The 26,881-nt window shown below is 58.2% G+C and carries 24 protein-coding genes; 18 read left to right on the top strand and 6 right to left on the bottom strand.

Annotated elements, in window-relative coordinates:
• Nucleotides 1–2 precede the first annotated feature (2 nt).
• Together GNX18_RS11580 and GNX18_RS11575 are read right to left on the bottom strand one after the other, a co-directional pair.
• On the bottom strand, nucleotides 3–1,382 hold the full coding sequence (locus tag GNX18_RS11580; RefSeq protein ID WP_166218232.1) for a peptidylprolyl isomerase: 1,380 nt from the start codon (nucleotides 1,380–1,382) through the stop codon (nucleotides 3–5).
• The gene (locus GNX18_RS11575) at nucleotides 1,382–4,009 is read right to left on the bottom strand and encodes an LPS-assembly protein LptD (RefSeq protein ID WP_166218229.1); all 2,628 of its coding nucleotides are present in this window, start codon (nucleotides 4,007–4,009) and stop codon (nucleotides 1,382–1,384) included. The genes GNX18_RS11580 and GNX18_RS11575 overlap by 1 nt, the downstream gene beginning before the upstream one ends.
• A gap of 327 nt (nucleotides 4,010–4,336) precedes the next feature.
• Here GNX18_RS11575 and GNX18_RS11570 point away from each other — a divergent pair, with 327 nt between their 5' ends.
• From GNX18_RS11570 to trpC, 8 genes are all read left to right on the top strand, one after another.
• A complete protein-coding gene (locus GNX18_RS11570; protein WP_166218226.1) occupies nucleotides 4,337–5,443 on the top strand; it encodes an aminoglycoside phosphotransferase family protein in 1,107 nt (368 codons plus the stop codon).
• Between the two features lie 11 nt (nucleotides 5,444–5,454).
• Nucleotides 5,455–6,162 (top strand): N-acetylmuramate alpha-1-phosphate uridylyltransferase MurU, encoded by a 708-nt coding sequence (gene murU, locus GNX18_RS11565; RefSeq protein WP_166218223.1) that lies wholly within the window; start codon nucleotides 5,455–5,457, stop codon nucleotides 6,160–6,162.
• A gap of 228 nt (nucleotides 6,163–6,390) precedes the next feature.
• Nucleotides 6,391–7,059, top strand: coding sequence for a ribulose-phosphate 3-epimerase (rpe, locus tag GNX18_RS11560; protein WP_166218220.1), 669 nt, complete (start codon nucleotides 6,391–6,393; stop codon nucleotides 7,057–7,059).
• A gap of 339 nt (nucleotides 7,060–7,398) precedes the next feature.
• Nucleotides 7,399–8,880 (top strand): anthranilate synthase component I, encoded by a 1,482-nt coding sequence (trpE, locus tag GNX18_RS11555; RefSeq protein ID WP_166218217.1) that lies wholly within the window; start codon nucleotides 7,399–7,401, stop codon nucleotides 8,878–8,880.
• Nucleotides 8,881–8,915: 35 nt separating this feature from the next.
• Nucleotides 8,916–9,782, top strand: a complete 867-nt coding sequence (locus tag GNX18_RS11550; RefSeq protein WP_166218215.1) for an ion transporter — start codon at nucleotides 8,916–8,918, stop codon at nucleotides 9,780–9,782.
• Nucleotides 9,779–10,357, top strand: a complete 579-nt coding sequence (locus GNX18_RS11545; protein ID WP_138235024.1) for an aminodeoxychorismate/anthranilate synthase component II — start codon at nucleotides 9,779–9,781, stop codon at nucleotides 10,355–10,357. The genes GNX18_RS11550 and GNX18_RS11545 overlap by 4 nt, the downstream gene beginning before the upstream one ends.
• Before the next feature lie 227 nt (nucleotides 10,358–10,584).
• The gene (gene trpD / locus GNX18_RS11540; RefSeq protein ID WP_166218212.1) at nucleotides 10,585–11,619 is read left to right on the top strand and encodes an anthranilate phosphoribosyltransferase; all 1,035 of its coding nucleotides are present in this window, start codon (nucleotides 10,585–10,587) and stop codon (nucleotides 11,617–11,619) included.
• A gap of 4 nt (nucleotides 11,620–11,623) precedes the next feature.
• On the top strand, nucleotides 11,624–12,418 hold the full coding sequence (trpC, locus tag GNX18_RS11535; protein WP_166218209.1) for an indole-3-glycerol phosphate synthase TrpC: 795 nt from the start codon (nucleotides 11,624–11,626) through the stop codon (nucleotides 12,416–12,418).
• 170 nt (nucleotides 12,419–12,588) lie between these two features.
• On the opposite strand, the gene GNX18_RS11525 is transcribed toward trpC, so the two are convergent.
• On the bottom strand, nucleotides 12,589–13,716 hold the full coding sequence (locus GNX18_RS11525) for an S-(hydroxymethyl)glutathione dehydrogenase/class III alcohol dehydrogenase (RefSeq protein WP_138235021.1): 1,128 nt from the start codon (nucleotides 13,714–13,716) through the stop codon (nucleotides 12,589–12,591).
• A 175-nt stretch (nucleotides 13,717–13,891) separates the two neighbouring features.
• Between GNX18_RS11525 and GNX18_RS11520 the strand changes: the two genes are divergently transcribed.
• The 5 genes from GNX18_RS11520 to GNX18_RS11500 all read left to right on the top strand — a co-directional run bounded on the left by GNX18_RS11520 (nucleotide 13,892) and on the right by GNX18_RS11500 (nucleotide 17,025).
• On the top strand, nucleotides 13,892–14,764 hold the full coding sequence (locus tag GNX18_RS11520; RefSeq protein ID WP_166218206.1) for a LysR substrate-binding domain-containing protein: 873 nt from the start codon (nucleotides 13,892–13,894) through the stop codon (nucleotides 14,762–14,764).
• Nucleotides 14,765–14,879: 115 nt separating this feature from the next.
• The gene (locus GNX18_RS11515; RefSeq protein WP_166218203.1) at nucleotides 14,880–15,191 is read left to right on the top strand and encodes a hypothetical protein; all 312 of its coding nucleotides are present in this window, start codon (nucleotides 14,880–14,882) and stop codon (nucleotides 15,189–15,191) included.
• Nucleotides 15,191–15,631 (top strand): hypothetical protein, encoded by a 441-nt coding sequence (locus GNX18_RS11510; protein WP_166218200.1) that lies wholly within the window; start codon nucleotides 15,191–15,193, stop codon nucleotides 15,629–15,631. Before GNX18_RS11515 ends, GNX18_RS11510 begins: the two co-directional genes overlap by 1 nt.
• Before the next feature lie 15 nt (nucleotides 15,632–15,646).
• Entirely contained in the window at nucleotides 15,647–16,096 is a 450-nt protein-coding gene (locus tag GNX18_RS11505) for a VOC family protein (RefSeq protein ID WP_166218197.1), read from the top strand.
• 56 nt (nucleotides 16,097–16,152) lie between these two features.
• Complete coding sequence (locus GNX18_RS11500) at nucleotides 16,153–17,025, top strand: SDR family oxidoreductase (protein ID WP_166218194.1); 873 nt, start codon at nucleotides 16,153–16,155, stop codon at nucleotides 17,023–17,025.
• A 62-nt stretch (nucleotides 17,026–17,087) separates the two neighbouring features.
• On the opposite strand, the gene zigA is transcribed toward GNX18_RS11500, so the two are convergent.
• Nucleotides 17,088–18,281, bottom strand: a complete 1,194-nt coding sequence (zigA, locus tag GNX18_RS11495; RefSeq protein WP_166218192.1) for a zinc metallochaperone GTPase ZigA — start codon at nucleotides 18,279–18,281, stop codon at nucleotides 17,088–17,090.
• Between the two features lie 200 nt (nucleotides 18,282–18,481).
• On the opposite strand from zigA, the gene GNX18_RS11490 reads away from it, so the two are divergent.
• The 5 genes from GNX18_RS11490 (at nucleotide 18,482) to GNX18_RS11470 (ending at nucleotide 23,053) form a co-directional block, all read left to right on the top strand.
• Nucleotides 18,482–18,838: a MerC domain-containing protein gene (locus GNX18_RS11490; RefSeq protein ID WP_166218189.1), complete on the top strand. Its 357-nt coding sequence runs from the start codon at nucleotides 18,482–18,484 to the stop codon at nucleotides 18,836–18,838.
• A 43-nt stretch (nucleotides 18,839–18,881) separates the two neighbouring features.
• Complete coding sequence (locus GNX18_RS19665) at nucleotides 18,882–19,115, top strand: DUF2796 domain-containing protein (RefSeq protein WP_166220590.1); 234 nt, start codon at nucleotides 18,882–18,884, stop codon at nucleotides 19,113–19,115.
• 3 nt (nucleotides 19,116–19,118) lie between these two features.
• Nucleotides 19,119–19,589 carry a Fur family transcriptional regulator gene (locus GNX18_RS11480; protein WP_138235012.1) on the top strand — a complete coding sequence of 157 codons (471 nt, stop codon included), beginning with the start codon at nucleotides 19,119–19,121 and terminating at the stop codon, nucleotides 19,587–19,589.
• The gene (locus tag GNX18_RS11475) at nucleotides 19,589–20,590 is read left to right on the top strand and encodes a GTP-binding protein (protein WP_166218186.1); all 1,002 of its coding nucleotides are present in this window, start codon (nucleotides 19,589–19,591) and stop codon (nucleotides 20,588–20,590) included. The genes GNX18_RS11480 and GNX18_RS11475 overlap by 1 nt, the downstream gene beginning before the upstream one ends.
• Before the next feature lie 282 nt (nucleotides 20,591–20,872).
• Nucleotides 20,873–23,053: a M3 family metallopeptidase gene (locus GNX18_RS11470; protein WP_166218183.1), complete on the top strand. Its 2,181-nt coding sequence runs from the start codon at nucleotides 20,873–20,875 to the stop codon at nucleotides 23,051–23,053.
• A 430-nt stretch (nucleotides 23,054–23,483) separates the two neighbouring features.
• Here the strand turns inward: GNX18_RS11470 and GNX18_RS11465 are convergent, their stop codons facing one another.
• Both GNX18_RS11465 and GNX18_RS11460 read right to left on the bottom strand, forming a co-directional pair.
• On the bottom strand, nucleotides 23,484–24,665 hold the full coding sequence (locus tag GNX18_RS11465; protein ID WP_166218180.1) for a DUF1624 domain-containing protein: 1,182 nt from the start codon (nucleotides 24,663–24,665) through the stop codon (nucleotides 23,484–23,486).
• Between the two features lie 36 nt (nucleotides 24,666–24,701).
• Nucleotides 24,702–26,837 (bottom strand): TonB-dependent siderophore receptor, encoded by a 2,136-nt coding sequence (locus GNX18_RS11460; protein ID WP_166218177.1) that lies wholly within the window; start codon nucleotides 26,835–26,837, stop codon nucleotides 24,702–24,704.
• Nucleotides 26,838–26,881: the final 44 nt, after the last annotated feature.

Genomic DNA, 26,881 nt, shown 5'->3' with positions numbered 1-26,881 from the left:
GGTTATTGACGTTCGCTTGTGCCTTTGGCGTCGTCGCTTGCGGACTGGGATGGGTCCTGCAGCTCCGGCAGTTTGATTTCCACGTAGGCCTGGTCGCGGATTTCCTGGCGCCAGTTCTGCAGCTCTTCCTCATAGCGGCGGTTGCGCAGCAGGTTGGCGGCCTGATTGCGGATGTACTGGTCTGTCATGTCCTGCTGGCGGCGGCCTTCGACCTGCAGAATGTGCCAGCCAAACTGGCTGCGGAAGGGCATGGTGATTTCACCCACGGGGGTGTTGTCCATGGCCTGGGTGAATTCCGGGACGAACTGTCCGGGGTTGGACCAGCCCAGGTCTCCGCCCTGGAGCATGGTGCCTATGTCCTCGGAGTTTTCTTTGGCGGCGTCTTCAAACTTGAGCTCGCCCGCCTCGATCTTGCTGCGCAGGTCCACCAACAGTTTGTAGGCGGCATCGTCGTCGCGAATGGCGGAGGTCTTCACCAGAATGTGACGCACCTTGGTTTGCTCGACCACTTGCTCGGTGGCGCCGCGCTGCTCGTGAATTTTCAGCAGGTGGAAACCGGCGTCGCTGCGGAAGGGCTTGGTGGTCTCGCCCACTTTTACCCCGTCAAGGGCGTCGGAAAACAGCGTGGGCAGCTCCACCGTTTTGCGCCACCCCAGATCGCCGCCCTGGAGGGCGTTCTGGCCGGCGGAGTTGGAAATGGCCAGCGCGCGGAAGTCTTCCCCTTTGGTGGCTTTTTCGTACACCTCGTCTGCCTTGGCGCGGGCCGCGGCCACTTCTTCCGCCGGTGCGCTGGAGCCGACTGGGATGAGGATGTGGCCGAGCTGGTACTGAGGCGACTTCCAGAACTCGCCCTCTTTGGAGCGCAGGAAGTTGTTGATGTCCTGATCGGTAATCTGGATACGGCGGGCCACGCTACCCTGCTCCACGCGGCGGATGATCATCTCCTGGCGGATCTGCTGGCGGAAGGCATTGTTGGAGATGCCGTCTGCTTCCAGCTTCTGTTGGAACTCTGCGGGGGACACGTTCATGTTCTGCTGCACCCGGGCGATGGCCTGATCCAATTCTTCCTCGGGGATGGTGACGCCGGCGCGGGCGCCCATCTGGAGCTGCAGGCGCTCGATAATCAGCTGCTCCAGCACCTGGCGGCGGAGAATATCGATGGGTGGGGCCTGTACGTTCTGGGCGGCGATCTGCTGGGTGATGGTGTTCATGCGCTGTTGCAGTTCGCTGGCCATGACCACGTCGTCATCCACGACCGCCACCACCCGGTCGAGCTTCTGCACCTGTGCCTGGGCGGACAGGGCGAGGGCGCAACAGGCGCACAGGGCGGCGGCGACAAGTGCACCGCGGCGGGGGAAGTTGAACATCTGCATTATTGTCATCACTGTTTCAGTACTTCTCTCTGGTCAAAGTTGGCAATGCCCTGGCTGAGCATACGGGTCACGGAACCGCCGATGCCGGCGAGGCCCTTCAGCTGCAGTTCAATATAGATGCCTTCGTCGAATTGCAGCTCTTCCGGTGGCACCACGTCCGCCAGGTCGTTATCCAGCTCCCGGCGCCACAGCAGCCGGGTGCGGTAACAGCACGTGTCGTATTCGAGTCCCGCCAGGTACTCCAGTTCCCGGTCGAAGGTGAAATCGTATGCGGCCCGGGCGAGGATGGACAGCCTATTGTTAATGGGCCAGGCCGCGGATACATCCCCCTGCTTCACCGGGCCCTGTATCAGGTAGGAGTCGGTGGTGTCGTAAATTTCTTCCTTGCGCAGGTAGCGATAGCCCACGTTGAACAGGCGGAAATCGTTGTCCAGATAGCGCAGGGTGACGTTGCCGCGATTGATGGTGTGGTCTGTGTCGTGGTAGATCACTTCGCTGCTGATACGCAGGGCATCGGTGGGGCGGCTCTCAAGGCGCGCGGCGAACTCGGAGCGGGGAACGTCCTGGATGAAATTCGCCAGTTCGATTCGGCTGCTCTCGGAGTAGAAGATCTGCCCGGCACTGGCGGCGAACAGATCGCGCCCGCTGCGCGGGTCGATGAAGCGGGTGGTGAGGCCGAAGGCGGCGCGGTCGGCGTCATCAATGCGGTCATTGCCGTTGAAGCGGCTGTCGCGAAACAGTTGGTCATAGCTGAAGGTGAACAGCGAGGTATCGTACAGCAGGTCGTTGCCGCCATCGCTGTTGCTGGTGCTCACGTTCAGGAAATCGCTCTGGTCGGCGTCGCTGCTCGCCATCAGGAACAGGCGCGGTTCCAGCGTCTGCACATACTCCCGCTGCAGCAGAGTGCCGTAGCGTTCGAAAAACAGGCCGCTGTCGATGGTGAACTGGGCGGCAGAGGCTTCCGGCGTGTTGTGGGCGGGATCGGCGAGGAAGGTTTCGTCCAGTTCGTAACCGAGATAGATACCGGTAACCTTCGGGTTGAAGAAACCCCACAGCCACTGTTTGTCCCAGCCAAAGCTGTAATCGACCCGGGCGCGCCTGGCATTGACGAAATTCCGCGTCAGCGAGGTTTCGCTGTTCGGGTTGTCCACATCGGCAATAAAGCGGATGGTCTGGGTATCGGCGTGGTCGAAGCTGGTGACTTCGTGGTGCATCAGCAGCTGCCAGTCATCCCACTTGTAGTTGCCGTTGAAATTGACCCGCGGCAGCTGGCTGAAGGTATCAAAGCGATCCTTGACCAGTTGTTGGTATTCCTGAGCGCGCACGCTCGCGAACCAGTGCTCGCTGGCGAGGCTGGCCTCGGCGGACTGGTTGAGTGCGGTGAGCGTACGCGGGCTGGTCATTTGTGGGGTTTCCAGCTCGGCATTGTCCAGATCGCGGAAGTAGTCCGCGTCGCTGACTTTGGTGTAGTCAATACGTGTGCGCCACGGGCCGCCGTTGCCACCCAGCTGATCCAGGTTCACAAACCAGCGATCCTCGCCTTTGGCGGGCAGCACCAGATCCTCCGGAAAGCCTTCATTGATGAGGCGCTGTGCATCATCGTCGTTGCCACCCTTGTCGTCGGGCAGGCCGGCCATGCGCAATTCGGTGCTGAACCATGGGCTCAGGTGACGGGTTTCCAGTTCCAGCCCGGTGCCGCGGTACTGTATATAACGGGGGATGATGGTTGCATCCAGCTGTGGGGCGATATTCCAGTAGTAGGGGATGGCAATATCCCAGCCGTTTTCTTCGCTGTTGCTGACGCTCGGGAACAGAAAACCTGACATGCGCTCGCTGCCCACCGGGAAGCGCAGGTAGGGGAAATAGAATACCGGCACATCGGCGATTTCCAGGCGCACATTGCGCGCGGTGCCCTGGCGCTCGACGTTGTTGATGGTGATCTCGCCACCGGTCATACGCCAGAAAACGTCGTCCGGTTCGCAGCGCGTGTAGCTGCCTTCGGTCAGAATCAACTCACCGCTGGCCTCGCGGGAGGCGAAGCGGGCGGAACCGTGCACGAATTCGTCGTGCACCACGTAGGTGGCGTCTTCAATGGACGCCGCCTTGCTATCGGTGTGAATCTCGGCAGCTTTGCCCCGCACCAGCAGGCTGGGCTCGCGCATCTCGATCGCGCCGCTCAGGTAGGCGGTGCTCTCCTCGCGGTTCACATCTACCTGGTCGGCGAACAGCTGGCGGTAGCCCTGGGTAATGTGCACATTGCCGCGCAGTTGTGCGGTTCCGTCTTCCAGCCAGTTGGAGCTGTCGGAGGTGGCACGCAGCGGTGCTTCCTCCGGGAGCAGGTTGGCATTGGGGTAGTTGCGTGGCGGCTCGATGAACATGCCGCCGCAAACCGACGGCAGTTGGCTGCGCTCCAGCGGGTCCAACTGGCTTCTGGGGAACCAGTCGAGATACAGGTACGGATTGCTTGCCGATGGCGATACCAGCTGGGGTTCATCCGCGACACCGGAAGACGATTCGGCGGTCGCCGCCATCGGCCACAGCGGGTTGGCGGCAATAAGACCGAAAGCGAGAGTGCGCGGGTGTGTTACGTGTCCAATGGCCAGCGCGAGGCGGCGCCAGCGGGAAGCTTCCAGCATCGAATGATTGGTTCCGGCTATCTTTAGGGTCTGTTCCGTTGGCGAGTGGCGCAATCCTGATGCGACGATGTCGCCTGGTATCTTCAGCCAGTGTTGTAGCGCTAAATGGCATAGCCTGTGACAACGGCTGAAATTTACGGCGCCGCCGCCAGGCCGGTGCGCGAAAATCAGCGGTCGATTCTACTTGAATGGCCGTAACCATGGAAACAATAGCGGGTGATCCGTGCCGCCAGCGCAGTTACAATGCACAGTTTTTAGGCGGGTGGAGAGTGCCCCCGTCATAGCGGCAGTACCAATCCCGGCAGTACCGAACAAAGCAGGTGGCGGATGAATGAATGTGTAACCCAGGCCCCCGACGAGCGCCGCGAAGCGCTGCGCCAGTGGGCTGCCCGCGCCCTGCAGTCGGGGCATGAGGTTCTTCGTGTGCCGCCGCTGGAAAACGTCCTCGGTCTGAGCCCGCTCTCCGGCGATGCCGGCTTCCGTCGCTATTTCCGCACCGATACCACACCGGCGCTGATCGCCGTGGATTCGCCGCCGAGCAGGACCAACATCAACCGCTTTGTCGCCCTCGCCGATTATCTGCGCCGGCACGGTATTCACACGCCGCTGGTCATCGCCGCCGACATCGAGCATGGCTACATGCTGCTGGAAGACCTGGGGGATACCCAGCTGCTGCGGATGCTCAATTCCGACAGCGCCACCGGACTCTACGCCGAAGTCATCAATGAACTGCTGTGCCTGCAGCAGATCCCGCGCGCCGAGGGCCTGTTTCCGCCCTACAATCGCGAGCTGCTGCACATGGAAATGTCGCTGCTGCCGGAGTGGTTGATCGGCAAGCTGCTGGGGCGCGAACTCAGCGCCGAGGAGCACCAGCTGCTGGAGCGCACCTTCGCCCACCTGCTCGACAGCGCCAGCAGCCAGCCGCAGGTACTGGTACACCGCGACTACCACAGCCGCAACCTGATGCTGCGCAACGGCGAACGCCCAGGGGTGGTGGACTTCCAGGACGCCGTGTGGGGCCCGGTTACCTACGACGTTGTCTCGTTGTTGCGGGACTGTTATATCCGCTGGCCGCAGGAACAGGTGGAAAACTGGGCGCTCGCCTACGCCTCCTCTGCCATCGACGCCGGAATCATTCCCGAGGTCGCCCCGGAAACCTTCCTGCGCTGGTTTGACTGGATTGGACTGCAGCGTCATTTGAAGGTGCTCGGCCTCTTCCCGCGCCTCTACCTGCGCGACGGCAAACACGGCTACCTGCCGGACCTGCCCCTGGTGATCCGCTACACCCTGGAAGTCAGCGACAAATACCCGGAAATGCAGCCCTTCGCCGACTGGTTCCGCGCGGAAATACTGCCGCTGATCGAGCAGCAGGACTGGTATCGCGACTACCGCACCGCCGGCGAACGCCGCTCCACGGAAACTGAGCCCTCCTGAAGCAAGCAGCAATGACAGCCAAGCCGAGCAAAACACCGACAACTGCCCCCGTGGCCATGGTCCTCGCCGCCGGGTTCGGCAGGCGCATGCGCCCGCTCACCGACCACATGCCCAAACCGCTGATCCCGGTGCTGGGCAAACCCCTGATCGAATACACCCTCGATCGCCTCGCTGCCGCCGGTGTTAAAAAAGTCGTCATCAACCTGGCGCATCTGGGCCACCGGATCCGCGACCACCTCGGCAGCGGCGACCGCTTCGGACTCGACATCCGCTACTCCGAGGAAAACGAACCGCTGGAAACCGCCGGTGGTATTACCAAAGCGCTGTCCATGCTCGGGGAAGAGCCATTTCTGGTGGTTAACGGCGATGTTTGGTGCGACTTCGACTTCTCCCGTTGGATTGCGGACCCACTGCCGGAAAACTGCCCGGGCCGCCTGCTGATGGTGCCGAACCCGCCGCACAACCCCGAGGGCGACTTCGGAATCGACAACGGCCTGCTCTCTGGCACCACCAAACCGCGCTACACCTTCGCCGGCATCAGCTACCTGAGACCGGAAATCCTGACCGGCTACCCCAATGCCCGCGAGCGTTACGGCCTGGGTGAAGTCTTCGCCCACAATGAAGACCTGATGCAGGCGGAAGTGTATGAGGGTGACTGGTGCGATGTGGGTACGCCGGAAAGACTGAACAATCTGGAAGAAAGACTGCGGGCTGAATAATCGCGAAGCCCGGAGTACAGCGGCTTACGAAGTACGAAAACCCGAATTGAAGGCCGGGTGCCGGGGGAAGCTTTTCGAAAGCGTCGGCAACAGGGATGTTGCCGACGCAGCGTACATGGATGTATTCACAGCGGTTTCGAAAAGCTTCCCCCGGTGCCCGGCCGCTGCCGAGCTGAAACAAAGCAAGTAGCTCGGAGACACAAAAAACCAAAGCACCGAGACGAGAACATGCCGGACTACAAAATTGCACCCTCCATCCTCTCCGCCAACTTCGCCCGCCTGGGTGAAGAAGTCGACAACGTCCTCGCCGCCGGCGCCGACTGGGTGCACTTCGACGTAATGGACAACCACTACGTCCCCAACCTCACCATCGGCCCCATGGTCTGCAAAGCGCTGCGCAGCCACGGCGTAGAAGCCCCCATCGACGTCCACCTCATGGTCGAACCCGTCGACGACATGATCCGCATGTTCGCCGACGCCGGCGCCACCTACATCACCTTCCACCCGGAAGCCAGCCGGCACGTCGACCGCTCCCTGCAACTGATCCAGTCGCTGGGCTGCAAAGCCGGCCTCGTATTCAACCCCGCCTCCAGCCTCGACGCCGCTAAATACGTACTCGACAAACTCGACATGATCCTGCTCATGTCCGTAAACCCCGGCTTCGGCGGCCAGAAATTCATCCCCGCCACCCTCGGCAAACTCAAAGAGGCCCGCAAACTCATCGACGACTCCGGCCTCGACATCCGCCTTGAAATCGACGGCGGCGTCACCAAGGACAACATCCGTGAAATTGCCCAGGCGGGTGCCGACAGCTTCGTCGCCGGCTCCGCGATTTTCAATGCCGAGGACTACGCCGACGTAATCCGGGCCATGCGGGCGGAACTGGCGCAGGTCTGAAGTTCTTAGTAAGTGGCGCTCCGGCGCCACTCCCTGTCATTCGGTCATAAAGGCCTGCAGAGGGCCGCAATGGAGCAACAAAATCTGGTGCTTGCCGCCTCTACCAGAGATTTGTACACTTGCCGACCGAATACCGGGAAGCAACTCGACGCTGCGAGAAAGTGACATTGAACTGCACTGCCCCCCACATCAACAGCTGGCGATGGCGCCACTGATCCTTCCAGCCTGAAGACCAAGAACCGGTCCGACGGGCGCCTTTCCCGCGGGTAGGATTCCTCAAACGATGCGCAATCCACACCCCACGACAAAAAACGAAGCTTTGCACAGATCGGAGTCGCCATGACCCCCAGCGAATACGCCCAACTTGCGTCTGCAGGATACAACCGCATACCACTCGTCCGCCGTGTACTGGCCGACATCGAAACCCCGCTAACAACCTATATGAAACTCGCCGCCCGCGATGGCGGTCGCTATAGCTACCTGTTCGAATCCGTGCAGGGCGGGGAAAAGTGGGGGCGCTACTCCATCATCGGCCTGCCTGCGCGCACCGTGCTGCGCGCCATCGGCCATGAAGTCAGCATCGAGCGCGACGGCAAAGTGATCGAGCAGTCACAGGTGGAAGACCCGCTGGCCTTTGTGGAGGCCTTCAAGGAGCGCTACAAGGTGCCGGAAATCGGCGGCCTGCCGCGCTTCAACGGCGGCCTGGTCGGCTATTTCGGCTACGACTGCGTGCGCTACGTGGAGCCCAAGCTCGCCCACAGCTGCCCCCCGGATACCCTCGGCACCCCCGATATCTTGCTGATGGTCAGCGACGAGCTGGTGGTGTTCGACAACCTCGCGGGCGCGGTCATCTTCATCGTGCACGCGGACCCTGCACAGGCCGGCGCGCTGGAACAGGCCCAGCGCCGCCTCGACGAACTGGTAGGGCAGCTGGCGCAGCCGCTGACCAGCGTTGACCCGCTGGGCATTGATGGTGACCACACCGCCGAGGACACCTTCACTTCCCACTTCGGCGAAGCGGCCTTTAAGCAGGGGGTGCACCGGGTTAAGGAATATATTCTGGCCGGCGACGTGATGCAGGTAGTGCCGTCGCAGCGCCTGTCGGCGCCGTTCACGGTGCCGCCGCTCAATCTCTACCGCGCCCTGCGCAGCCTCAACCCCTCACCGTATATGTATTTCCTCGACCTCGGCGACCACCAGGTGGTGGGCTCGAGCCCCGAGATCCTGGTGCACCTCGAACACGGCGATATGACCGTGCGCCCGATCGCCGGTACCCGCCGTCGCGGAGCCACCGAGGAGCAGGATCTGGCACTGGAGCAGGATCTGCTGGCTGACCCGAAGGAGATTGCCGAACACCTGATGCTGATCGACCTCGGCCGCAACGATGTGGGCCGTGTGGCCGAGACCGGCAGTGTGCGGGTCACGGAAAAAATGGTGGTGGAGCGCTACTCCCACGTGATGCATATCGTGTCCAACGTTACCGGCAGAATCCGCCCGGAATTCAGTGCCATCGACGCCCTGCGTGCGGCGCACCCGGCGGGCACTTTATCGGGGGCACCAAAAATTCGCGCGATGGAAATCATCGACGAGCTGGAGCCGGAAAAACGCGGGGTCTACGGCGGAGCCGTGGGCTATCTGGCGTGGAACGGCAATATGGACACCGCGATTGCTATCCGCACCGCGGTTATCAAGGACCGGAAAGTATACGTGCAGGCCGGTGCCGGCCTGGTGGCGGATTCCGATCCACAATCCGAGTGGGATGAGACCATGAACAAGGCGCGGGCGCTATTCCGCGCCGTGGCCATCGCCACCGGTCAATAACTTTTGCTGTGTAACCATTGGAAGAAGTATTCCCGATGAATGAAGTCTCAGTAGCGGCCAAGAAAAGTTTTGCGGATCAGTGCCGCCAGCTGGTGGATCTGCCGCTGTTCAATCAGATCATTATTGCCCTGATTTCGGTCAATGCCTTGGTGGTGGGGCTGGAAACGTCCACATGGATTCTGGAGCGCTACAGCGGTGTGCTGCACGGCATCAACCAGCTGATCCTGCTGGCGTTCATGATCGAGGCCGCGATCAAGATTGCCGCCCACGGCAACCGCCCCTGGCGCTATTTCGCCAATGGCTGGAACTGTTTTGATTTCTCCATCATCGTGCTGAGCCTGATCCCCGCCGCGGGGCCGATGGCGACGCTGGCGCGACTGGTACGCGTGCTGCGGGTGTTGCGCCTGGTGTCCGCCTTTCCGGAGTTGCGGCTGCTGGTGGATACGCTGCTGCGCAGTCTGCCGAGCATGTTCCATATCAGCCTGCTGATGGGCATCATCTTTTATATTTACGCGGTGGCCGGCTATTTCCTGTTTCACGAAATCGACCCCACCCACTGGCGCAGTCTGCCCATCGCGCTGTTGAGCCTGTTCCGCATCGTCACCTTCGAGGACTGGACAGACATCATGTACACCGCGATGGAGTCCATGCCCTATGCCTGGGTGTACTTCATCAGCTTTGTGGTGATGGGTGCATTCGTGATGATCAACCTGTTTATCGGGGTGGTGCTGAACAATCTGGAAGAGGCCAAGTTGCGGAGGTTGGATGAACTTTCCATGCCGCCGAGCCAGACTGAAATTCTGCGCGAGCTGCGCGCAACCCAGGAGTCCCTCGCGCGTTTGCAGAAGCGCCTGGGCGACCTGGGAGACGGTAAGCCGCAAGAAAAGGGAACTGAATCATGATCCTGATGATCGACAACTACGACTCCTTCACCTTCAACGTGGTGCAGTATCTGGCGGAGCTGGGTGCGGATGTCGTGGTAAAGCGCAACGATGAAATCAGCGTTGCGGATATCGAAACATTGAGTCCGGAAAAAATCGTGATTTCTCCCGGGCCCTGCACGCCGAATGAGGCGGGTATTTCCATGGATACTATCCGCGCGTATGCGGGGAAGCTGCCGATTCTGGGTATTTGTCTCGGTCACCAGAGTATCGGTCAGGTGTTCGGTGGTCGCGTGGTGCGCGCCCGTCAGGTGATGCACGGCAAAACCTCGCCGATTGTGCACAGCAATGTCGGTGTGTTTCACGGCTTGTCCAATCCGTTTGAGGCCACCCGCTATCATTCACTGGTGGTGGAGAAGGGCAGCCTGCCGGATTGCCTGGAAATCACCGCCTGGACGGAGACAGAAGACGGTGAGATCGACGAGATTATGGGGTTGCGCCACCGCGAGCTGGCGGTCGAAGGCGTGCAGTTCCATCCCGAATCGATCCTGACCCAGCACGGGCACGATATGTTGAGGAATTTTCTGGAGAGCTGAGCCTGAGTGCTCTGCCAGTTCATGGTGCTTCGTAGGTGGATTGGTGGCGGCACTGCCGCCGGTATCCGTTTGCGAGACACGCCGTGAACCCATCCATGGGGGCTCTTCTAAAACATCCCTGTTTTAGAAGGTCTCGCAAACGGATACCGGCATCAGCGCCTTCGCGTTGACGTTCGGAGAAATTGCGAACCCCGGGTACGAATACTTAGGGAAGGGGAGCAAAAATAATGAATATCCAACAGGCCATCGGCAAACTGGTGGACGGCGAACATCTCACCCGCGAAGAAATGCGGGAAGCCATGGGCCAGATCATGCAGGGCGAGGCCGAAGACGCGCAGATCGGTGGGTTTCTGGTGGCGCTGCGTATGGCCGGTGAGTCGGTGGAAGAGATTACCGGCGCCGTGGAAGTGATGCGCGAACTCGCCACCAGGGTGGAGATCGATCACACCCACGCGGTGGATATCGTCGGCACCGGCGGTGACGGCGCCAACCTGTTCAATGTTTCCAGCGCATCGAGTTTTGTTGCCGCCGCCGCTGGCGCGCGGGTGGCCAAGCATGGCAACCGCTCCGTCTCCTCGTCTTCCGGCGCCGCCGACCTGCTGGAAAAAGCCGGTATTTACCTGCCGCTCACCCCTGAGCAGGTTGCCCGCTGTATCGACGGCGTGGGGGTGGGGTTCATGTTTGCACCCAGCTATCACAGCGCCATGCGCCACGCGATCGGGGCTCGCAAAGCACTGGGGCTGCGCACTATTTTCAATCTGCTGGGGCCGCTCACCAACCCCGCCGGGGTCAAGCGCCAGGTAATCGGGGTGTACGATCCCCACTACACCCGGGTGCTCGCCGAAGTGTTGCAGAGCCTGGGGGCGGAGCATGCTATGGTGCTGCACAGTGATGACGGTCTGGACGAGATCAGCATCGCCGCCGAGACCCGCGGCTGGGAGCTGAAGAATGGCCAGCTGAAAAAAGTCACCATCTCCCCGGAAGACTTCGGCATCGAACGCCAGAATCTCGACGGCCTGTGTGTGGACGGCTCAGAAGCCTCGCTGGCCCTGATCCGCGATGCTCTCGGCAAGCGCGAAACCGCCGCTGGTGACAAGGCAGCTGATATCATAGCCATGAACGCCGGTATGGCCATCTATGTGAGCGGTGTCGCCGCGAGTCGCGCTGAGGGCGTGAGTATGGCCCAGGACGCGATCTACAGCGGCCTGGCCGGAGAGAAAATCAATGAGCTGGCAGCCTTTACCAGCGCATTCAAAGAGTGAAGTCATGGATACGCCAACGATTCTGAAAACCATCGTCGAGCGCAAGTGGGAAGAAATTGCCGAACGCAAGCAGACGGTATCCCAGGACGAAATGCAGCAGCGCGCTCTGCAGCAGCCACCCTGCCGGGGATTCGTGCGTGCGATCGAAAGCAAGATTGCCGCGGGCGAGGCGGCGGTGATCGCCGAAATCAAAAAAGCGTCACCCAGCAAGGGTGTCATTCGCGAGGATTTCATTCCTGCAGAAATTGCCACCAGCTATGAAAAAGGTGGTGCCGCATGCCTGTCGGTGCTCACCGATGTGGATTATTTCCAGGGCAGTGACGAATACCTGCAGCAGGCGCGCAACGCGGTGCGCCTGCCGGTGATTCGCAAGGACTTCATCGTCGATCCCTATCAGGTGTATGAAGCCCGCGCCATCGGCGCAGACTGTATTCTGCTGATTGCCGCGTGTCTCGATGACGCCCAGCTCATCGCGCTCAATGACTTGGCGCTGGAGTTGGGGTTGGATGTGCTGGTGGAAGTGCACGATCACGCTGAACTTGAACGCGCATTGAGGCTGCCCAACCGCCTGATCGGTATCAATAACCGCAATCTGCACACTTTCGAGGTGCAGCTGGAAACCACGTTTAAATTACTGGAACTGATTCCCGACGACCGCATTGTGGTAACGGAAAGTGGAATCCATACCACCGACGATGTGGCCGCGATGCGCGGACACAATGTGGATGCGTTTCTGGTGGGGGAGGCGTTTATGCGCGAGCCGGAGCCAGGGCGTCGTCTGATGGAATTATTTAACTGAGATCCAGCTGGAGCAATGCAAAGCCGGGCTAATGCCCGGCTTTTTACTTTGCGTTTTATTTTTTCGCGCGTGAATTAAATACTCAGGTACGTGCATGAAACTGCGGGTGCTCTTCGATGAAGCTGTCGCTTTGGTCGTAACCTTCACGGCGTCGCAATTGCAGCGGGTAATCACTGGTCGAAATGAATCACCGAACGGATGCTCTCGCCACTGTGCATCAGCTCGAAAGCGTCGTTGATACCGTCCAGTCCCATGGTGTGGGTGATGAAATCACTCAGATTGAACTCTCCCGCGAGATAGCGCTCCACATAGTCCGGTAATTCGGAGCGCCCCTTCACTCCGCCAAAGGCGGTACCTTTCCAGACCCGACCGGTGACCAGTTGGAATGGACGGGTGGAGATTTCCTGGCCGGCACCCGCGACGCCGATGATGATCGATTCACCCCAACCCTTGTGGCAGCACTCAAGCGCGGATCGCATCACGTTGACATTGCCGATACATTCGAACGAGTAGTCCACACCGCCGTCGGTCAGTTCGACAATGACTTCCTGGATCGGTTTGTCGTAGTTCTTCGGGTTAATGCAGTCGGTAGCGCCCAGCTGGCGCGCCAGATCGAACTTGCTCTCATTGATGTCGATCGCAATGATGCGTCCGGCTCTGGCCATCGCCGCGCCAATCACCGCAGACAGCCCAATGCCGCCGAGGCCGAAGATGGCTACGGTCGCACCTTCCTCTACCTTGGCGGTGTTCATTACCGCGCCCATACCGGTGGTGACACCGCAGCCCAGCAGACAGACTTCCTCCAGCGGCGCGGTCTTGTTGACCTTGGCCAGGGAGATTTCCGGCAGCACGGTGTACTCGGAGAAGGTGGAGCAGCCCATGTAGTGGTAGATGGGTTTGCCGCCTTTGGAAAAACGGGTGGTGCCGTCTGGCATCAGCCCCTTGCCCTGGGTATCGCGGATCTTGCCGCACAGGTTGGTCTTGCCGGATTTGCAGAATTTGCACTCGCCGCACTCGGGGGTGTACAGCGGAATGACATGGTCTCCCACCGCAACGCTGGTCACACCTTCACCCACGGACTCGACGATACCGCCCCCCTCGTGGCCGAGAATCGCCGGGAAAATGCCCTCCGGATCGTCCCCGGAGAGCGTGAACGCATCGGTATGACAAACACCGGAGGCGATCACGCGGATACGCACTTCGCCGGCCTGGGGCGGCATGACGTCGATTTCTTCGATGGACAGCGGTTTGCCCGGGCCCCAGGCGACGGCGGCTCTGGATTTAATGGTCTCGTTCATAGCGGGCTCCTGTTCATTGGAGGCGGCGTTCTGCCGCCGGATGGAGCGCAGTCTATCTATTTCCATACCGCTTATAATCATGCGAAATCGAAATTCATCTTTACATATAGGTAAAGATAAGATGGCACCACAGCGGGCCATAAGGTGTGACTGGAGAACGGAGCGGAGAGTGAACGTGGGCAACTGGGAAGGCGTGAGTGAATTCGTGGCCGTGGCAGAGGCTGGCAGTTTTACCAGTGCGGCGCGCAAGCTGGGGATATCCACCGCCCAGGTTAGTCGCCAAGTAAGTGCGCTGGAGACCAGGCTTTCCGCCAAGCTGCTGTACCGCACCACACGCAGGGTATCGGTGACGGAAGTGGGGCAGGTGTACTACCAGCACTGCCGCCAGGTATTGGATGCGCTCGCGGAGGCGGAGCGCGCGGTGACTGATCTGCAGCAGGTGCCGCGGGGACGATTGCGGCTGACAGCGCCAGTTACCTATGGCGAGGCCACTCTGGCACCGTTGGTGAATGACTTTGCCCTGCGCTACCCCGATTTGCAGGTGGAGATGGAGCTGACTAACCAGAAACTCGACCTGGTGGCAGAGGGGTACGACCTCGCCATCCGCCTCGGCAAGCTCACGGATTCCAGCATGATGGCGCGAAGATTGGGCTCGCGCACCCTCTACGTCTGCGCCTCCCCGCACTACCTCTCTACTCACGGCGAGCCCCAGAGTCTGTCGGAGCTGGGGCAGCACAATTGCCTGCCCGGCACTCTGGATTACTGGCGTTTCCGCGAGCAGGGCCGCTCCCGGAATATCCGCGTCAGCGGCAGTATCCGCTGTAACAGCGGACGCGCACTGGTGGATGCCGCGCTGAAGGGGATCGGTATTGTGCAGTTGCCGGATTATTACGTGGACGAGGATCTTAAGGCAGGGCGACTGGTGCCCCTGCTGGAGCATTACCGCGAGGAAGATGACGGCATCTGGGGAATCTACCCACATAACCGCCATCTGTCGCCCAAGGTGCGCTTGTTGCTGGATTTTCTCGATGAACTGATAGGGCGCTGAACGGGAAGGGGGCGGGATCATCGACTTCAGATAGTCCATTGGCGCTAATCGCCCAATTGGTTCCTCTACTATTGGAAGAACCGGAACAGGCTGGGAAGCAAAAACTGAGGGCAAGGTGATGGCAGACGACAGGCACATATATGAAGGCATTGACAACAAAACCGACTTGCGGGAAGTGGCACTTAAAATCCGCGATGACGTAGATGAAGCAAGTGACCGGGCCGCACTTACCGAGCTGTATCGGCGTGCTGGTTATCTGGTCACCCTCTCTCACGCGCACTCCTGGAAAGAAAAATTCGGTGATGACATTGGTGAAATTCGCCAAACCGCAGAAGAGGAATTTGGAATTACGGCGCGCAAGATTAATCGGCGTGCGGAAGAGATTGACACTGAAGCGGATTACGACGAATCCTGGGGGAACGCCTAATGAGCAGTGAAGGTGAATCCAACGGATATCAGTCCACAGAGTCAAAATACAAAGGCGGCGCGAAAGAGATGTATGTCACCTACGATCTGGAGCAGGCGACCCGCGGGGAAGGTTCTGCGACATATCCAAAGGTAAAGCGTGTCTACATCGCAGGGGATGTTACAGGCTGGGACGTCGGCCACTTCGAAAAGCAATCTGGTTCAAAAGTGTTCGGTGTGAAAGTCGAGTATGAGCGAACCAGAGAAGGTTATCATCGTTCCGGGTACGCCGCCGAGCGCAGTGATACCGGCACCGAGTACGAAGTAAAACCTACCAGAGTCGAAGAGAGTAGCTCCCAGTTTAGTCAGATTGTTGAACTGCCAGAAAATGCAGAAAACATTCAGTTTCGTGAGGGCGACCTTCCTGAAAAATACCGTAGTGCACTTCAGGACGTGCGATAAACACAGGACCTGGTAATGGCAAATGACAGCAAGCCGAAATTGATCGGTATCAATCACGTAGCATTGGAAGTTCGGGATATCGAGGAAGAGTTAGAATTTTTGGAACGTTTTTTTGATTTCTCTCTTAGGTCGAAAAGTGATGAAATGGCATTTATTGAACTGGGTGATCAATTCATTGCCCTGATGAAATCCTCCGATGATGCCAAAGATAACCATCGACATTTCGGTCTTGTCGTGGATGACAAGGATAGGGTCGAAAAGTTGCTGAATGAACAAGAGATCGATGTGGCTGAAGGAAAATTTCTGAATTTTTACGATCCATCCGGCAATCAGTGGCAAATCGTAGACTACTCGGAAATTGAATTTCTCAAGAATCCGAGTGTTTTGCGCTATCTCGGATGCAGCGCGATTGGAAAAGGCAAGCAGGCTATGGGCGACCTAGTGAGAAAAGGCATTGATCCATGAAGCCGCTGCGCGATCAGCTTAAGGTAAGATTCAAGTGAGAATGTCAGGGAAGAAAAATGTCGGACGATTTTAGCAGGCAGCAGAAAAAGCGGCCAGCACAGAGTCAGAAAAAACAGCCGGGGCGCGAACACGCCATGGAACCGCCGCCGGTATTTATTCGCGATGATTATCGAGGAAGTGACAAGCTGGTAGGGAGGGTCGCGCTGATCACCGGAGGCGACAGCGGTATCGGCCGCGCTACGGCTGTGCACTTCGCCCGTGAGGGGGCGGATGTGGCCATCGTCTACCTGAATGAAGACGAAGACGCGGCCGAAACCAGAGCACTGGTCGAGAGTGAGGGACGTCGGTGCCTGTTGTTGTCAGGCGATGTGCGTGACGAAGCGTTTTGCCAGGACTGTGTCAAACGTGCCGTCGAGAACTTTGGTCGCCTGGATATTCTTCTGAACAACGCCGCTCAGCAGCACCCGACCGAAGATATTGAAGATATCTCTGCTCAGCAGCTAACGGACACCTACGCAACCAACCTTTTTCATTTTTTCTATTTTTCCCAGGCAGCGCTTAAGCATTTGCCCAGCGACGGTGTGATCCTGAATACCACATCGGTAACGGCCTACCGCGGCAGTCAGCATTTAATTGACTATTCCAGCACTAAGGGTGCGATCACCACGTTTACCCGCTCTTTGGCGAAGTCCTTGGTAAATCGTGGCATACGGGTGAATGGTGTGGCACCGGGACCGATATGGACACCGCTGATAGCTGCGACCTTTTCTGCTGAAGACGTGGCGGACTTTGGTAGCGGCACCCCAATGGGGCGGGCTGGCCAGCCCTGTGAGGTTGCCACCTGTTTTGTCTTTCTGGCCAGCAGAGACGCTTCCTATCTCACCGGCCAGGTAGTTCACCCGAATGGAGGGGATTTTATCGAAACCTGAGTTGAGGTTGCGTTGAAACATAAGGTGTACGGACATATGCCGCATCGGCCGGTGGTCGACGGCTAATCCCAGCTGGGAAATGGATCCGCAAAGGTTCGCCAGACAACTTCTCCTGCATCCATTTCCACATCGTCCAACAGGCATTCATCGAGCTTTCGCTGCAGCCAGTCCGGTGTCAGGTTCTGACCGATAAATACCAGCTCCTGGCGTCTATCGCCAAAGGGTTCTTGCCAGTGGTCGAGAATGTACTGCTGCTGCTCCGTATTCTCTGGCCATTCATTTCGCGGCACCGCGCTCCAGAAATACCCCGCTGCCCCGTGCTGGGCGATGCCGCCGGCCTGGCTCCACGAACCCGCGTAATCCGGGCGGCTGGCCAGCCAGAAAAAACCTTTGGAGCGCAGCAGTCGACCACTGAGTTGCGGATTAGTAAAAAAGTCGTGCACGCGTTGCGGATGGAACGGACGGCGCGCGCGGTAGGTAAAGCTGGTAATTCCGTATTCTTCACTCTCCGGAATATGTTCTCCGCGCATTTCTTTCAGCCATCCCGGTGCCTGTTGCGCCTGTTCAAAATTAAATTTTCCGGTGTTCACGACTTTGTCGATGGGTATATTGCCTTTCTCCATCGGCAGGATTTCCGCGCGGGTATTGAGGCCGCGCAGCACCGCCTTTAACTCCTCCAGGTGTTGTGCATCAATCAAATCGACTTTACTGATGAGCAGGACATCGCAGAACTCAATCTGGTCTACAAGCAGATCGGCTACATTGCGCTCATCCTCATCGCTCAGGTATTCACCAGCTTCCTTCAATGATTGCGCCGCGCGGTAATCCCGGAGGAAATTCGCCCCGTCGACTACTGTGACCATCGTGTCCAGCCGTGCAATTTCGGAGAGGCTATTCCCCTCTTCATCCGCGAAAGTAAAAGTTTCCGCGACTGGCAGAGGTTCGGAAATGCCGGTGGATTCAATTACCAGGCAGTCAAAGCGACCTTCTTCCGCCAGTCTCGCGACCTCTACCAGCAGGTCTTCCCGCAGTGTGCAGCAGATGCAGCCATTGCTCATTTCGACGAGCTTTTCCTCTGTGCGGTTGAGGCGTATTTCATTGTTGACGAGCCCGGCATCGATATTGACGTCGCTCATGTCATTGACGATTACCGCTACGCGCAGGGCGTCGCGATTGTTGAGGATTTGATTCAACAGGGTGGTTTTGCCGGCGCCTAAAAAGCCGGAAAGAACGGTGACGGGCAGGCGCTCTCGCATGCGGGGATCTCCATATTGGGCTGAAGGTGGCGTCGCCACGTGTTTATTGACAGTCTCGGTGATGTCCAGAGGGGGGACGCCGAGACCGCTTTCATCTTCTGATTGATATGATACACTGTATCATGCTTGTGTGGGAATCATCGTGTAACGCCCGATCTACACCAAGCCCTGTTATCCCATTGCTAAGCGGAGAAATGAAGATGAAAGATACCGCGGGCATTTTTGTTACAGGTCTGTGCTTGCTGCACTGCCTGACAGCGCCACTACTTGTTGTGCTGGGAGGCGCGGGAGTGCTGAGTGCCGTTGTACAAGACGAGATGCTGCACTTGGTGCTGCTGGCGCTGGCAGTACTCATTGCTTTGGCGAGCTTTCCTGCGGCTTGTCGCCAACATCGGCGTCCCGCAGTGATGATTGCTGGCTTTTCCGGGGTGTCGATACTGATGCTTGCGGTGGCCTTGGGACTTGAAGGGCACTGGGAATTGGTGGTCAGCACAATCGGCGCCAGTCTGTTGGTGGCTGCTCACTGGGCAAACCGCCGCCTGCTGTGTAGCGATTAAACACGAGGGGCAGCCTGCTTAGAGCCAACGGGCCGGCGGTCGCCTGTGGAGTGCCCGGGTAGATGTACCTCTCGCTGGCAGGGGGCTGGGCGGACACGCCAGTTTCCGTGTCAGTTACCGCTTCCAGTGTGATAATCTGGCGCAGCTCAGTGGTGTCAATATGGCGCTGTTTTTGAGCTTTCCCGACATTCACGAGATCAAGGTGCAGTGGTTGACCCCTGAGAGACAGGGAGCCACCACGCTCACCGCACAACACAACCAGCTGCAACTGAAATAGCCCATGAAAGCATCCCAACTCAAACGCACCCTGGGGGCTGCCGAGCAGAGCTGCCGTACCTCCGGCGCCCGTCTGACCGAGAAGCGCAAGAATGTGCTCGCCATATTGCTGCGCTCCAAGACACCACTCTCCGCCTACGAAATCGCGGAGCAGTATGGTCGCGATTACGGTGAATCTATCCCCGCTATGTCGGTATACAGAATGTTGGACTTTCTGGCCGAAGAGAATCTGGCCCACAAGCTCAATTCTGAAAACAAGTACCTCGCCTGTGCTCATATTGCCTGTGACCACAGCCACCAGACGCCGCAGTTCCTGATCTGCAGTCGCTGCAACAAAGTGCGGGAAATCGGTATCAAGCCCGAAGTAATCGCCGCCCTGCGGGAGACCGTCGAGGGGGCTGGCTACCGTCTGCAGACATCGCAACTGGAGCTGGATTGCCTCTGCGACGACTGTGCAGAGCGGAGTGCTGCCTAGTGCAGAAACGGGAGGCGATTCGTGGCGTACCGGTCAATGTCATTACCGGGTTTCTCGGTGTCGGCAAGACGACTGCCATCCGTCATCTGCTGAACAAAAAACCTTCCGGTGAGCGCTGGGCGGTACTCGTCAATGAATTCGGCGAGGTGGGTGTCGATGGCGGGCTGTTTGGTTCCTCCCGGGATGGAGAACTGTTTATCCGGGAAGTGCCCGGCGGCTGCATGTGCTGTAGCGCCGGCCTGCCAATGCAGGTTGCGCTGAATCAGCTGCTGACCAGAGCCAGGCCGCACCGTTTACTGATTGAACCCACTGGTCTCGGTCACCCGCAGGAAGTGCTGGGTACGCTCGCCGGCCAGGTAGCGAGCGGCGTTCTGGATCTGCGCGCTACGCTCGCTCTGGTGGATGCGCGTTGCATCGAGGACGACCGCTACCTGAAGAGCGACACCTTCCGGCAGCAACTGGAGGTCGCCGATCTGGTGGTTGCCAACAAAGTGGATCTCTATGGTGAGCGGGAGCTGGAAAATCTCCGCCGCTTTCTCGGATTTCTGGGAAAGGATACTGAGGAGTCGCTGTTAGCCGTTGAACAGGGTCGTATCCAACTGGAGTGGTTACACGGGCCCAGTAATTTTCAAGTTGAAGAAAATTACCCCCACATACATCAATCGCTACCTTCTGCTGAAGATGAGGCGCTTCCCGAGTGCGGCTACTTGCGCAAGGAAAACCGGGGAGGCGGTTACTACAGTTGTGGTTGGCGTTTTGATCCGATGATGGTATTTGATTACGATCAGCTGTTTGCACTGATTAGTGGTGCGGATGCAGAGCGGGTAAAAGGTGTCTTCATTACCGGGCAGGGTGTTTTCGGCTTTAATAAATCCGGTGACGTCCTGAGTGTCATGGATTTGGATGACGCAATTGACAGCCGAGTGGAAGTAATTGTTCAGGAGCCTCGGAACTGGTGCGCGCTGGAATCAGCCTTGCTCAATGCGTTGAGCGCTGATTGACTGGTCGGTTCGTCTACACCTGCATTTTGGCCGCTCGGTAGCGTAGGTGACTGAAAGCTCGCAAGTACACTGCCGAGATGAATCGCCCTATTAGCGCGATAAATGGTGGAAGGCGGAATTTCCGCTGAGCGCCGGGATGATATATTGTTGCGATGACATGCAGTCATGTGAAGTTGTGTATCACAAAAACCTGTTTCCCGTCGAGTGGACTGATCTTCGAACTGGCAAGGACTCCGTTTTGGTTTTTGACGCAACGGTCGAAATTCAATTCTGGAGAATGAAATGCGCAAATCCCTGCTCGCGGTAGCCATAGTAACGATGGCTGGGTGTTCAGATCCGTCTGAAACGGGCTCCAAAAAAGTGGCACCGGCATCCGAGAAGGCCCAGATAACTGGAGATCAAACTTCGCCGGTAATAGAAAATAATCCGCTACTGCGTCCAAGCTCCCTCCAATACCAGGCGCCGAATTTCAACCAGATTGAAGATGCGCACTTTAAACCTGCTTTTGAGCAGGGCATGGCCGAACACCTGCGGGAAATCCAGGCCATTGTCGGAAATCCTGAACCTGCCAGTTTCAACAACACGATTGTGGCGATGGAGCAAGCCGGCTCGCTGCTGACACGGGTATCCCGCGTCTTCTTCAACCTGGTCGGTACCGATAGTAACGAAGCCCGCCGGACTCTGCAGAGTGAATTGGCCCCGATGCTCGCGGCACATTCCGACAGCATTTATCTGAATGCCGACCTGTTTAAGCGAGTTGAAACCCTCTACAACCAGCGCGTCGCTAAAGAGCTGGATGCGGAGTCGCAACGTTTGCTGGAAGAGTACTACGATAATTTCGTCAAGGCGGGCGCGAAGCTTTCCGCTGAGCAGAAAGCTACGCTGCGTGCATTGAATGAAGAACACTCCAAGCTCACCACGGAATTCAGCCAGAATTTGCTGAAACTCAGCAAAGAGATCGCTGTGGTTGTGGAGGACAAAAACGAGTTGGATGGTCTTTCGGAAAGCGAAATCAAAGCCGCGTCAGAGGCGGCTGCCGATGCTGGTTACGAAGGCAAGTACCTGATCAGCATTACCAACACGACACGTCAGCCGGTACTCGCCTCATTGAACAATCGCGGCTTGCGTCAGCGTATCTGGGAAGCCTCTGCCCAGCGCGGCACATCCGGTGAGCTGGACAACCGCCCGCTGGTCCAGCGCCTGGTGCAGATCCGGGCGCAAAAAGCGGACCTGCTGGGATACGACAACTGGGCCGAGTACCAGTTGGATAGCACTATGGCGGAGAAGCCGGAAAACGTCTTCAGCATGTTGAACTCCATGGTGCCAGCCGTGGTTAAAAATACCAAAGCCGAGCAGGCCGATATTCAGGCCTTGATCGCGCGTGAAGGCGGTGATTTTGACGTACAACCGTGGGACTGGGCCTACTACGCAGAGAAAGTCCGTCAGGAAAAGTATGATCTGGATGAAAGTGAGGTACGCAACTACTTCGAGTTCAACCGGGTTCTGAACGACGGACTGTTTTACACCATGAACCGCTTGTACGGTGTGCGCTTTGAGCCGCGCCCGGATCTACCGGTTTACCACGCGGATGTAAAAGCGTATGAACTGTTCGATCACGACGGCAAGAGTCTGGCAATATTTTATGCGGATTATTTTGCGCGCGAGGGCAAACGCGGTGGCGCATGGATGAGTTCCTTTGTGGGGCAGTCGGAGCTGCTGGAACAGAAGCCGGTAGTCGTCAACGTGATGAACATTCCCAAAGGCCCCGAGGGTGAACCGACGCTGGTCAGCTTTGATCATGTCACCACCATGTTTCACGAGCTCGGGCACGGACTCCACGGCATGTTCTCCAAGGTGCATTATCCGAGCCTTGCTGGCACCAACGTATCCCGGGATTTCGTTGAGTTCCCCTCCACCTTTGAAGAAGACTGGGCGAGCGATCCAGAAGTGCTGGCCAATTATGCCTACCACTACAAGACGGGAGAGCCCATTCCCAAAGTGCTGCTGGACAAGGTGCTGAGGGCCAAGAACTTCAATATGGGCTTCGACACCCTGGAGTATATGTCGGCTGCGCTGCTGGATATGGAATGGCATTCACTGCCAGCCGACGCGCCGCCACAGGATGTAGAGCAGTTTGAAGCCGAGGCGCTGGCGAAGCACGGCGTCGACCTGCCGGCGGTGCCGCCGCGTTACAAGTCTACGTATTTTGCCCACTCCATTGGCGGCGGATACTCCGCCGGTTACTACGCTTATATGTGGAGTGAAATTCTGGCCGCCGACGCCTTCGCCTATCTGCGTGATCGCGGTGGGTTGACGCGGAAGAATGGTGACCTGTATCGCAAGCACATCCTTGAAGTGGGTAATTCCCGCCCGCCGATGACGTCCTACGTCAAGTTCCGGGGCAAGGAACCAACCACCGATGCACTGCTCATCCGCCGCGGGCTGAAACCAGAAAGCAAGTAATAACGGAGCTGTGCGCAGGGAAGCGCAACGTATTTACCTTTTCTTACAGGGGTGAATACGTTGTAGCGCGGGGAGAGCGTTGCGAATCACTGGCTTAGAAATTCATTGAAAGAGTTGCTTCAATAGCGTGTGGAGCACCAATGTAAGCATTGGTTATCGGATAGCCGCTGTATTCTCCATAGAATGCATTAGCGTGTTTTCGGCACAGGAGGCGCTGGTTTTTATCTCGCTGTGAGCAGATTCGCACCCAGGCGAGAGACCGGTTCAACCGCATCCTATCCGTGTCGATTTGATTATGGGCACGATAGGCGTCGTGTCTGCGCTGGTGATTGCCCTGATACCAGCGGCAGGCGCCTACCGGCAGTCACTGGGTCGCGGTTTACAGTATTAGGCGCGGTGCATGAAGCACGAAAATAGCTACCGTCGTCACTCAGAAGTACTTCACCCATCCCACACTGGTTGAGTGTTTGAAACGCGCAAAGGCTTTAGTGGGGAAATAGAGCACCAGAGTAAGCGCCGCGGAGATGATCCAGACCCACCAGATATGGTCGACGCCAAACAGGTCACCGTGATTGGGTCCGGCTACCGCGATCACTATCTGATAGAGAATAAGCAGTACATAGAGATGCAGGATGTAGAAAAACATCGGGGCTGAGCCGAGCACTTCCAGCACGTCCATCAATTTGCCCTGTCGGTTTTCAAACCAGGCCAGCAACAGGAAGGTAATGCCCAGTGTCAGCAACAGGAAGTCCAGGGAAGGTGGATACTTGGTGAAGTTGACGAACGACATTGCGGTCTGCAGAGCGGTTTCGCCGGCCACCCACGGCAGGGTTTCACCGTAAATATTGAAACCGCGCAACACCAGCAACAGTGCCAGGCAACCCAATCCCATGGCTACCAACGTTTTGCGGCGGGCAAACGCATCTGTGGTACGCGCATACAGGGGGCCGGCAAAGTACCCCAGCGCAATCACCCCGATCCACGGCAATAGCGGATAACTGATCTTGATCCGCAGTGCCTCGGTGTTCAGCAGGAAACCGCGGTCGTGCAGTATGGTCCACAGGCTGTAGCCAAACTCACCGGGCTGGAAGCCAACCGGTGTAAGCAGATTGTGGCCAAACACGATGGCGAAGCCGATTGCCCCGATTGCCCAGCGCGGACATTTCACGATCAGGGACAGGGCCATCATGCTGAGGCCGATTGCCCAGATTACCTGCAGCCAGAACGTGCCGAAGCTTCCGGCCCAGGAAAAGTTCACCAGGGTCACTTCCAGCAAAACCAGGAACAATCCGCGTTTGAACAGAAACCCGCTGGGTGAGCGCACCCCACCCCTGCTCGGATGGGCGTACAGCCACGCCGAGAGTCCGGTCAGAAACACGAAGGTCGGCGCACAGATATGTGCAGACAGCCGGGTAAAGAACAACGCGGGATCGGTATTGGGCACGTCCATGGGATCGGATACCTGCATGTGCAGGTAGAACCGTTCGCGCACATGGTCGATCAGCATCAGCACGATCACCAGACCGCGCATGATATCGATAGAGGCAATACGCGATTTATTCACAACTGCGCCAGCACCGGTGCTTGCAGAAAACGTGGATACAGCGGTCATTTTGAGCTTCTTGGTACCGTTGTTTCGAAATCGGGTTTACAGATCGTAGCGGATGCCGACGCTGAATGTGCGCGGTGCTCCCGGCATGGTCCACAATTTGTGATAGGAACTGACGTAATGGCGCTCATCCAGCAGGTTGTCGATATGGGCAAACAGCGCCACCTTGGCGGCGGGTGTGTACGAACCAGACAGGTTGAGCAGTGTGTAGGCCGGCAGCACATAATCCGGATCCACAGTTTCCCCCAGGCGCTCGTCTACATATTGCACGCCCAGGCGCACGGAAGCCGGCGCGCCGGCAATGGTAAAGTCCTGCGATAGTGACAGATGACCGGCGTGCTGTGGAATGTTGATCAGGCGGCTGCCCGCTGGAATTTCCACACCCCAGTCCAGATTGACCACATCGTTACTGGTTTCTGCGTTGACATAGGCGTAAGAGAATATCAGGTTCAGGTTGCGCGCGAGCTCTGCACTCAGATCCACTTCCACCCCTTCACTCTGGGCCTCACCCAGCGCGGCGGAAAAACCCGGGTTGGCGGGATCTGCGGTCAGTACATTGGATTTCTTGGCGCGGAACAGGGCCAGGGTAGCGGTGGTACGGCCGTCTTCGGTGGCGGCCTTGATTCCGGTTTCATAGGAACTGCTCTCCTCTGGATCGAACGCGGTGCCGTAGTAATCGGAGCCTGTGTTGGGGCGGAATCCCTCGGAGAAACTGGCGTAAATCGACAGCTCGGGTGTGGCTTCAAACACCAGTCCGGCGCGGGGGCTGGTAGCGGTCTGTGCCATGGTACTGCGCAGGCCACTCAGGCGGTCGTCGATGCTCTGGTCGAAATCATCAAAGCGTACGCCCAGCAGCATTTTCCACTGGTCCGTCAGGTCTATCTGGTCCTGGAGGTAGATCCCACGGGTGCGCTGCACCTGCAGTTGATTGATCTGGGGTGCCGGCTGTGGACGCACACCTGTGTAGTCCGGGTTAAAGATATCGATGGCATAGGTGGGATCCATGGATCCGTAATCCACGCGCCAGCGGCCGAGGGAAAAGTCGAGTTCGAATTCATAGGCATCGGCGCCCAGCAGCAGGTGGTGGGTCAACGGCCCGGTGGCGAGGCTGCCGGTCAGTTCCAGTCTGCCGGAAAGATCGTCCGCGGCGTAATCTCGCGAGCGGCGCTGGCGGGTCAGGGTGCGGCCATCGGTCAACAGGAGCTGCCGGCCGTCGGAAAGTTCTGCATCCGCCGAGTAACTGGTCAGCGTTGAATCCCGGTAGCCCAGGCCGCCGAGCAGCGTCCACCCGTTTTGCAGTTCGTGCTGAAGCACCATCTGGTGGCCCGCCGCACGGATTTCCGAGGGGCCGTTTTCCGGATCGCCAAGATATCGGGTGACCGGCAATACATCCGGGTCGCCACCGACTGCGACAATACCGCGGTCGAACAGTGCCTGTTGCCGCACCAGTTCCAGTTCGTAGGAGAGTGTCGTGTGCTCGGAGAGATGGAACAGCACGGAGGGGGCCAGTGCGTATTTGCGCGGTTGGGTATGGCGGAAACCGGTGGAATCGGCAACGGCACCGTTGATACGGTAGGCGATGTTCTCGTTCAGCGGCCCGGTATAGTCGCCTTCGAGTCGGTAGCTGTCGTAGCTGCCCGCTGAAGCCTGCAGGTAGCCTTCAGTTGTAAACTGCGGTTTCTTGGTGACGAGATTGATGGTGCCACCGGGTTCACTGCGTCCATAGAGCGCGGATCCCGGCCCTTTCATTATTTCCATCCGCTCGACGTTCGAGACGTCTCTGAGTCCGCTAAAGCCGCGCCCCGCGCTAAAACCGTTGACCAGATAACCACTGGGCATGCTTTCATCCCCGGCAAATCCGCGGATCGCATAGGTGGTCTGGATGCCGCCGAGATCATTCTGCCGCGCCACGCTCCCCGCGAGATCCAGGGCGGACTGCAGGTCCGTAATGCCCTGCGCGGCGAACAGGTCGCCGAAAAGGATCTGCACAGACTGCGGCAGGGACTCAGGGTTAACGTCACCGCGGTAGGGCTGCTTTTGCGCAATGACGACAACTTCTTCCTCAACCCTGTCGTCGTTGTCTGTTTCCTGGGCGCAGGCGCTTTGCCAGAGGCCAAGGAGAAGAGCGGCGGTGGTCATCGTTGGTAAGTGGAAAAATTGCACGTGTTGGGACATTGGTGGCGCCGTTGATTTAAAAATATGATACATCATATCAACTT

Origin of the sequence: Microbulbifer sp. SH-1 (assembly GCF_011326135.1) — a bacterium.
In the GTDB taxonomy this organism is placed as follows: Bacteria; Pseudomonadota; Gammaproteobacteria; order Pseudomonadales; family Cellvibrionaceae; genus Microbulbifer; species Microbulbifer harenosus.
This window is presented reverse-complemented; position numbering and strand designations above follow the sequence as displayed.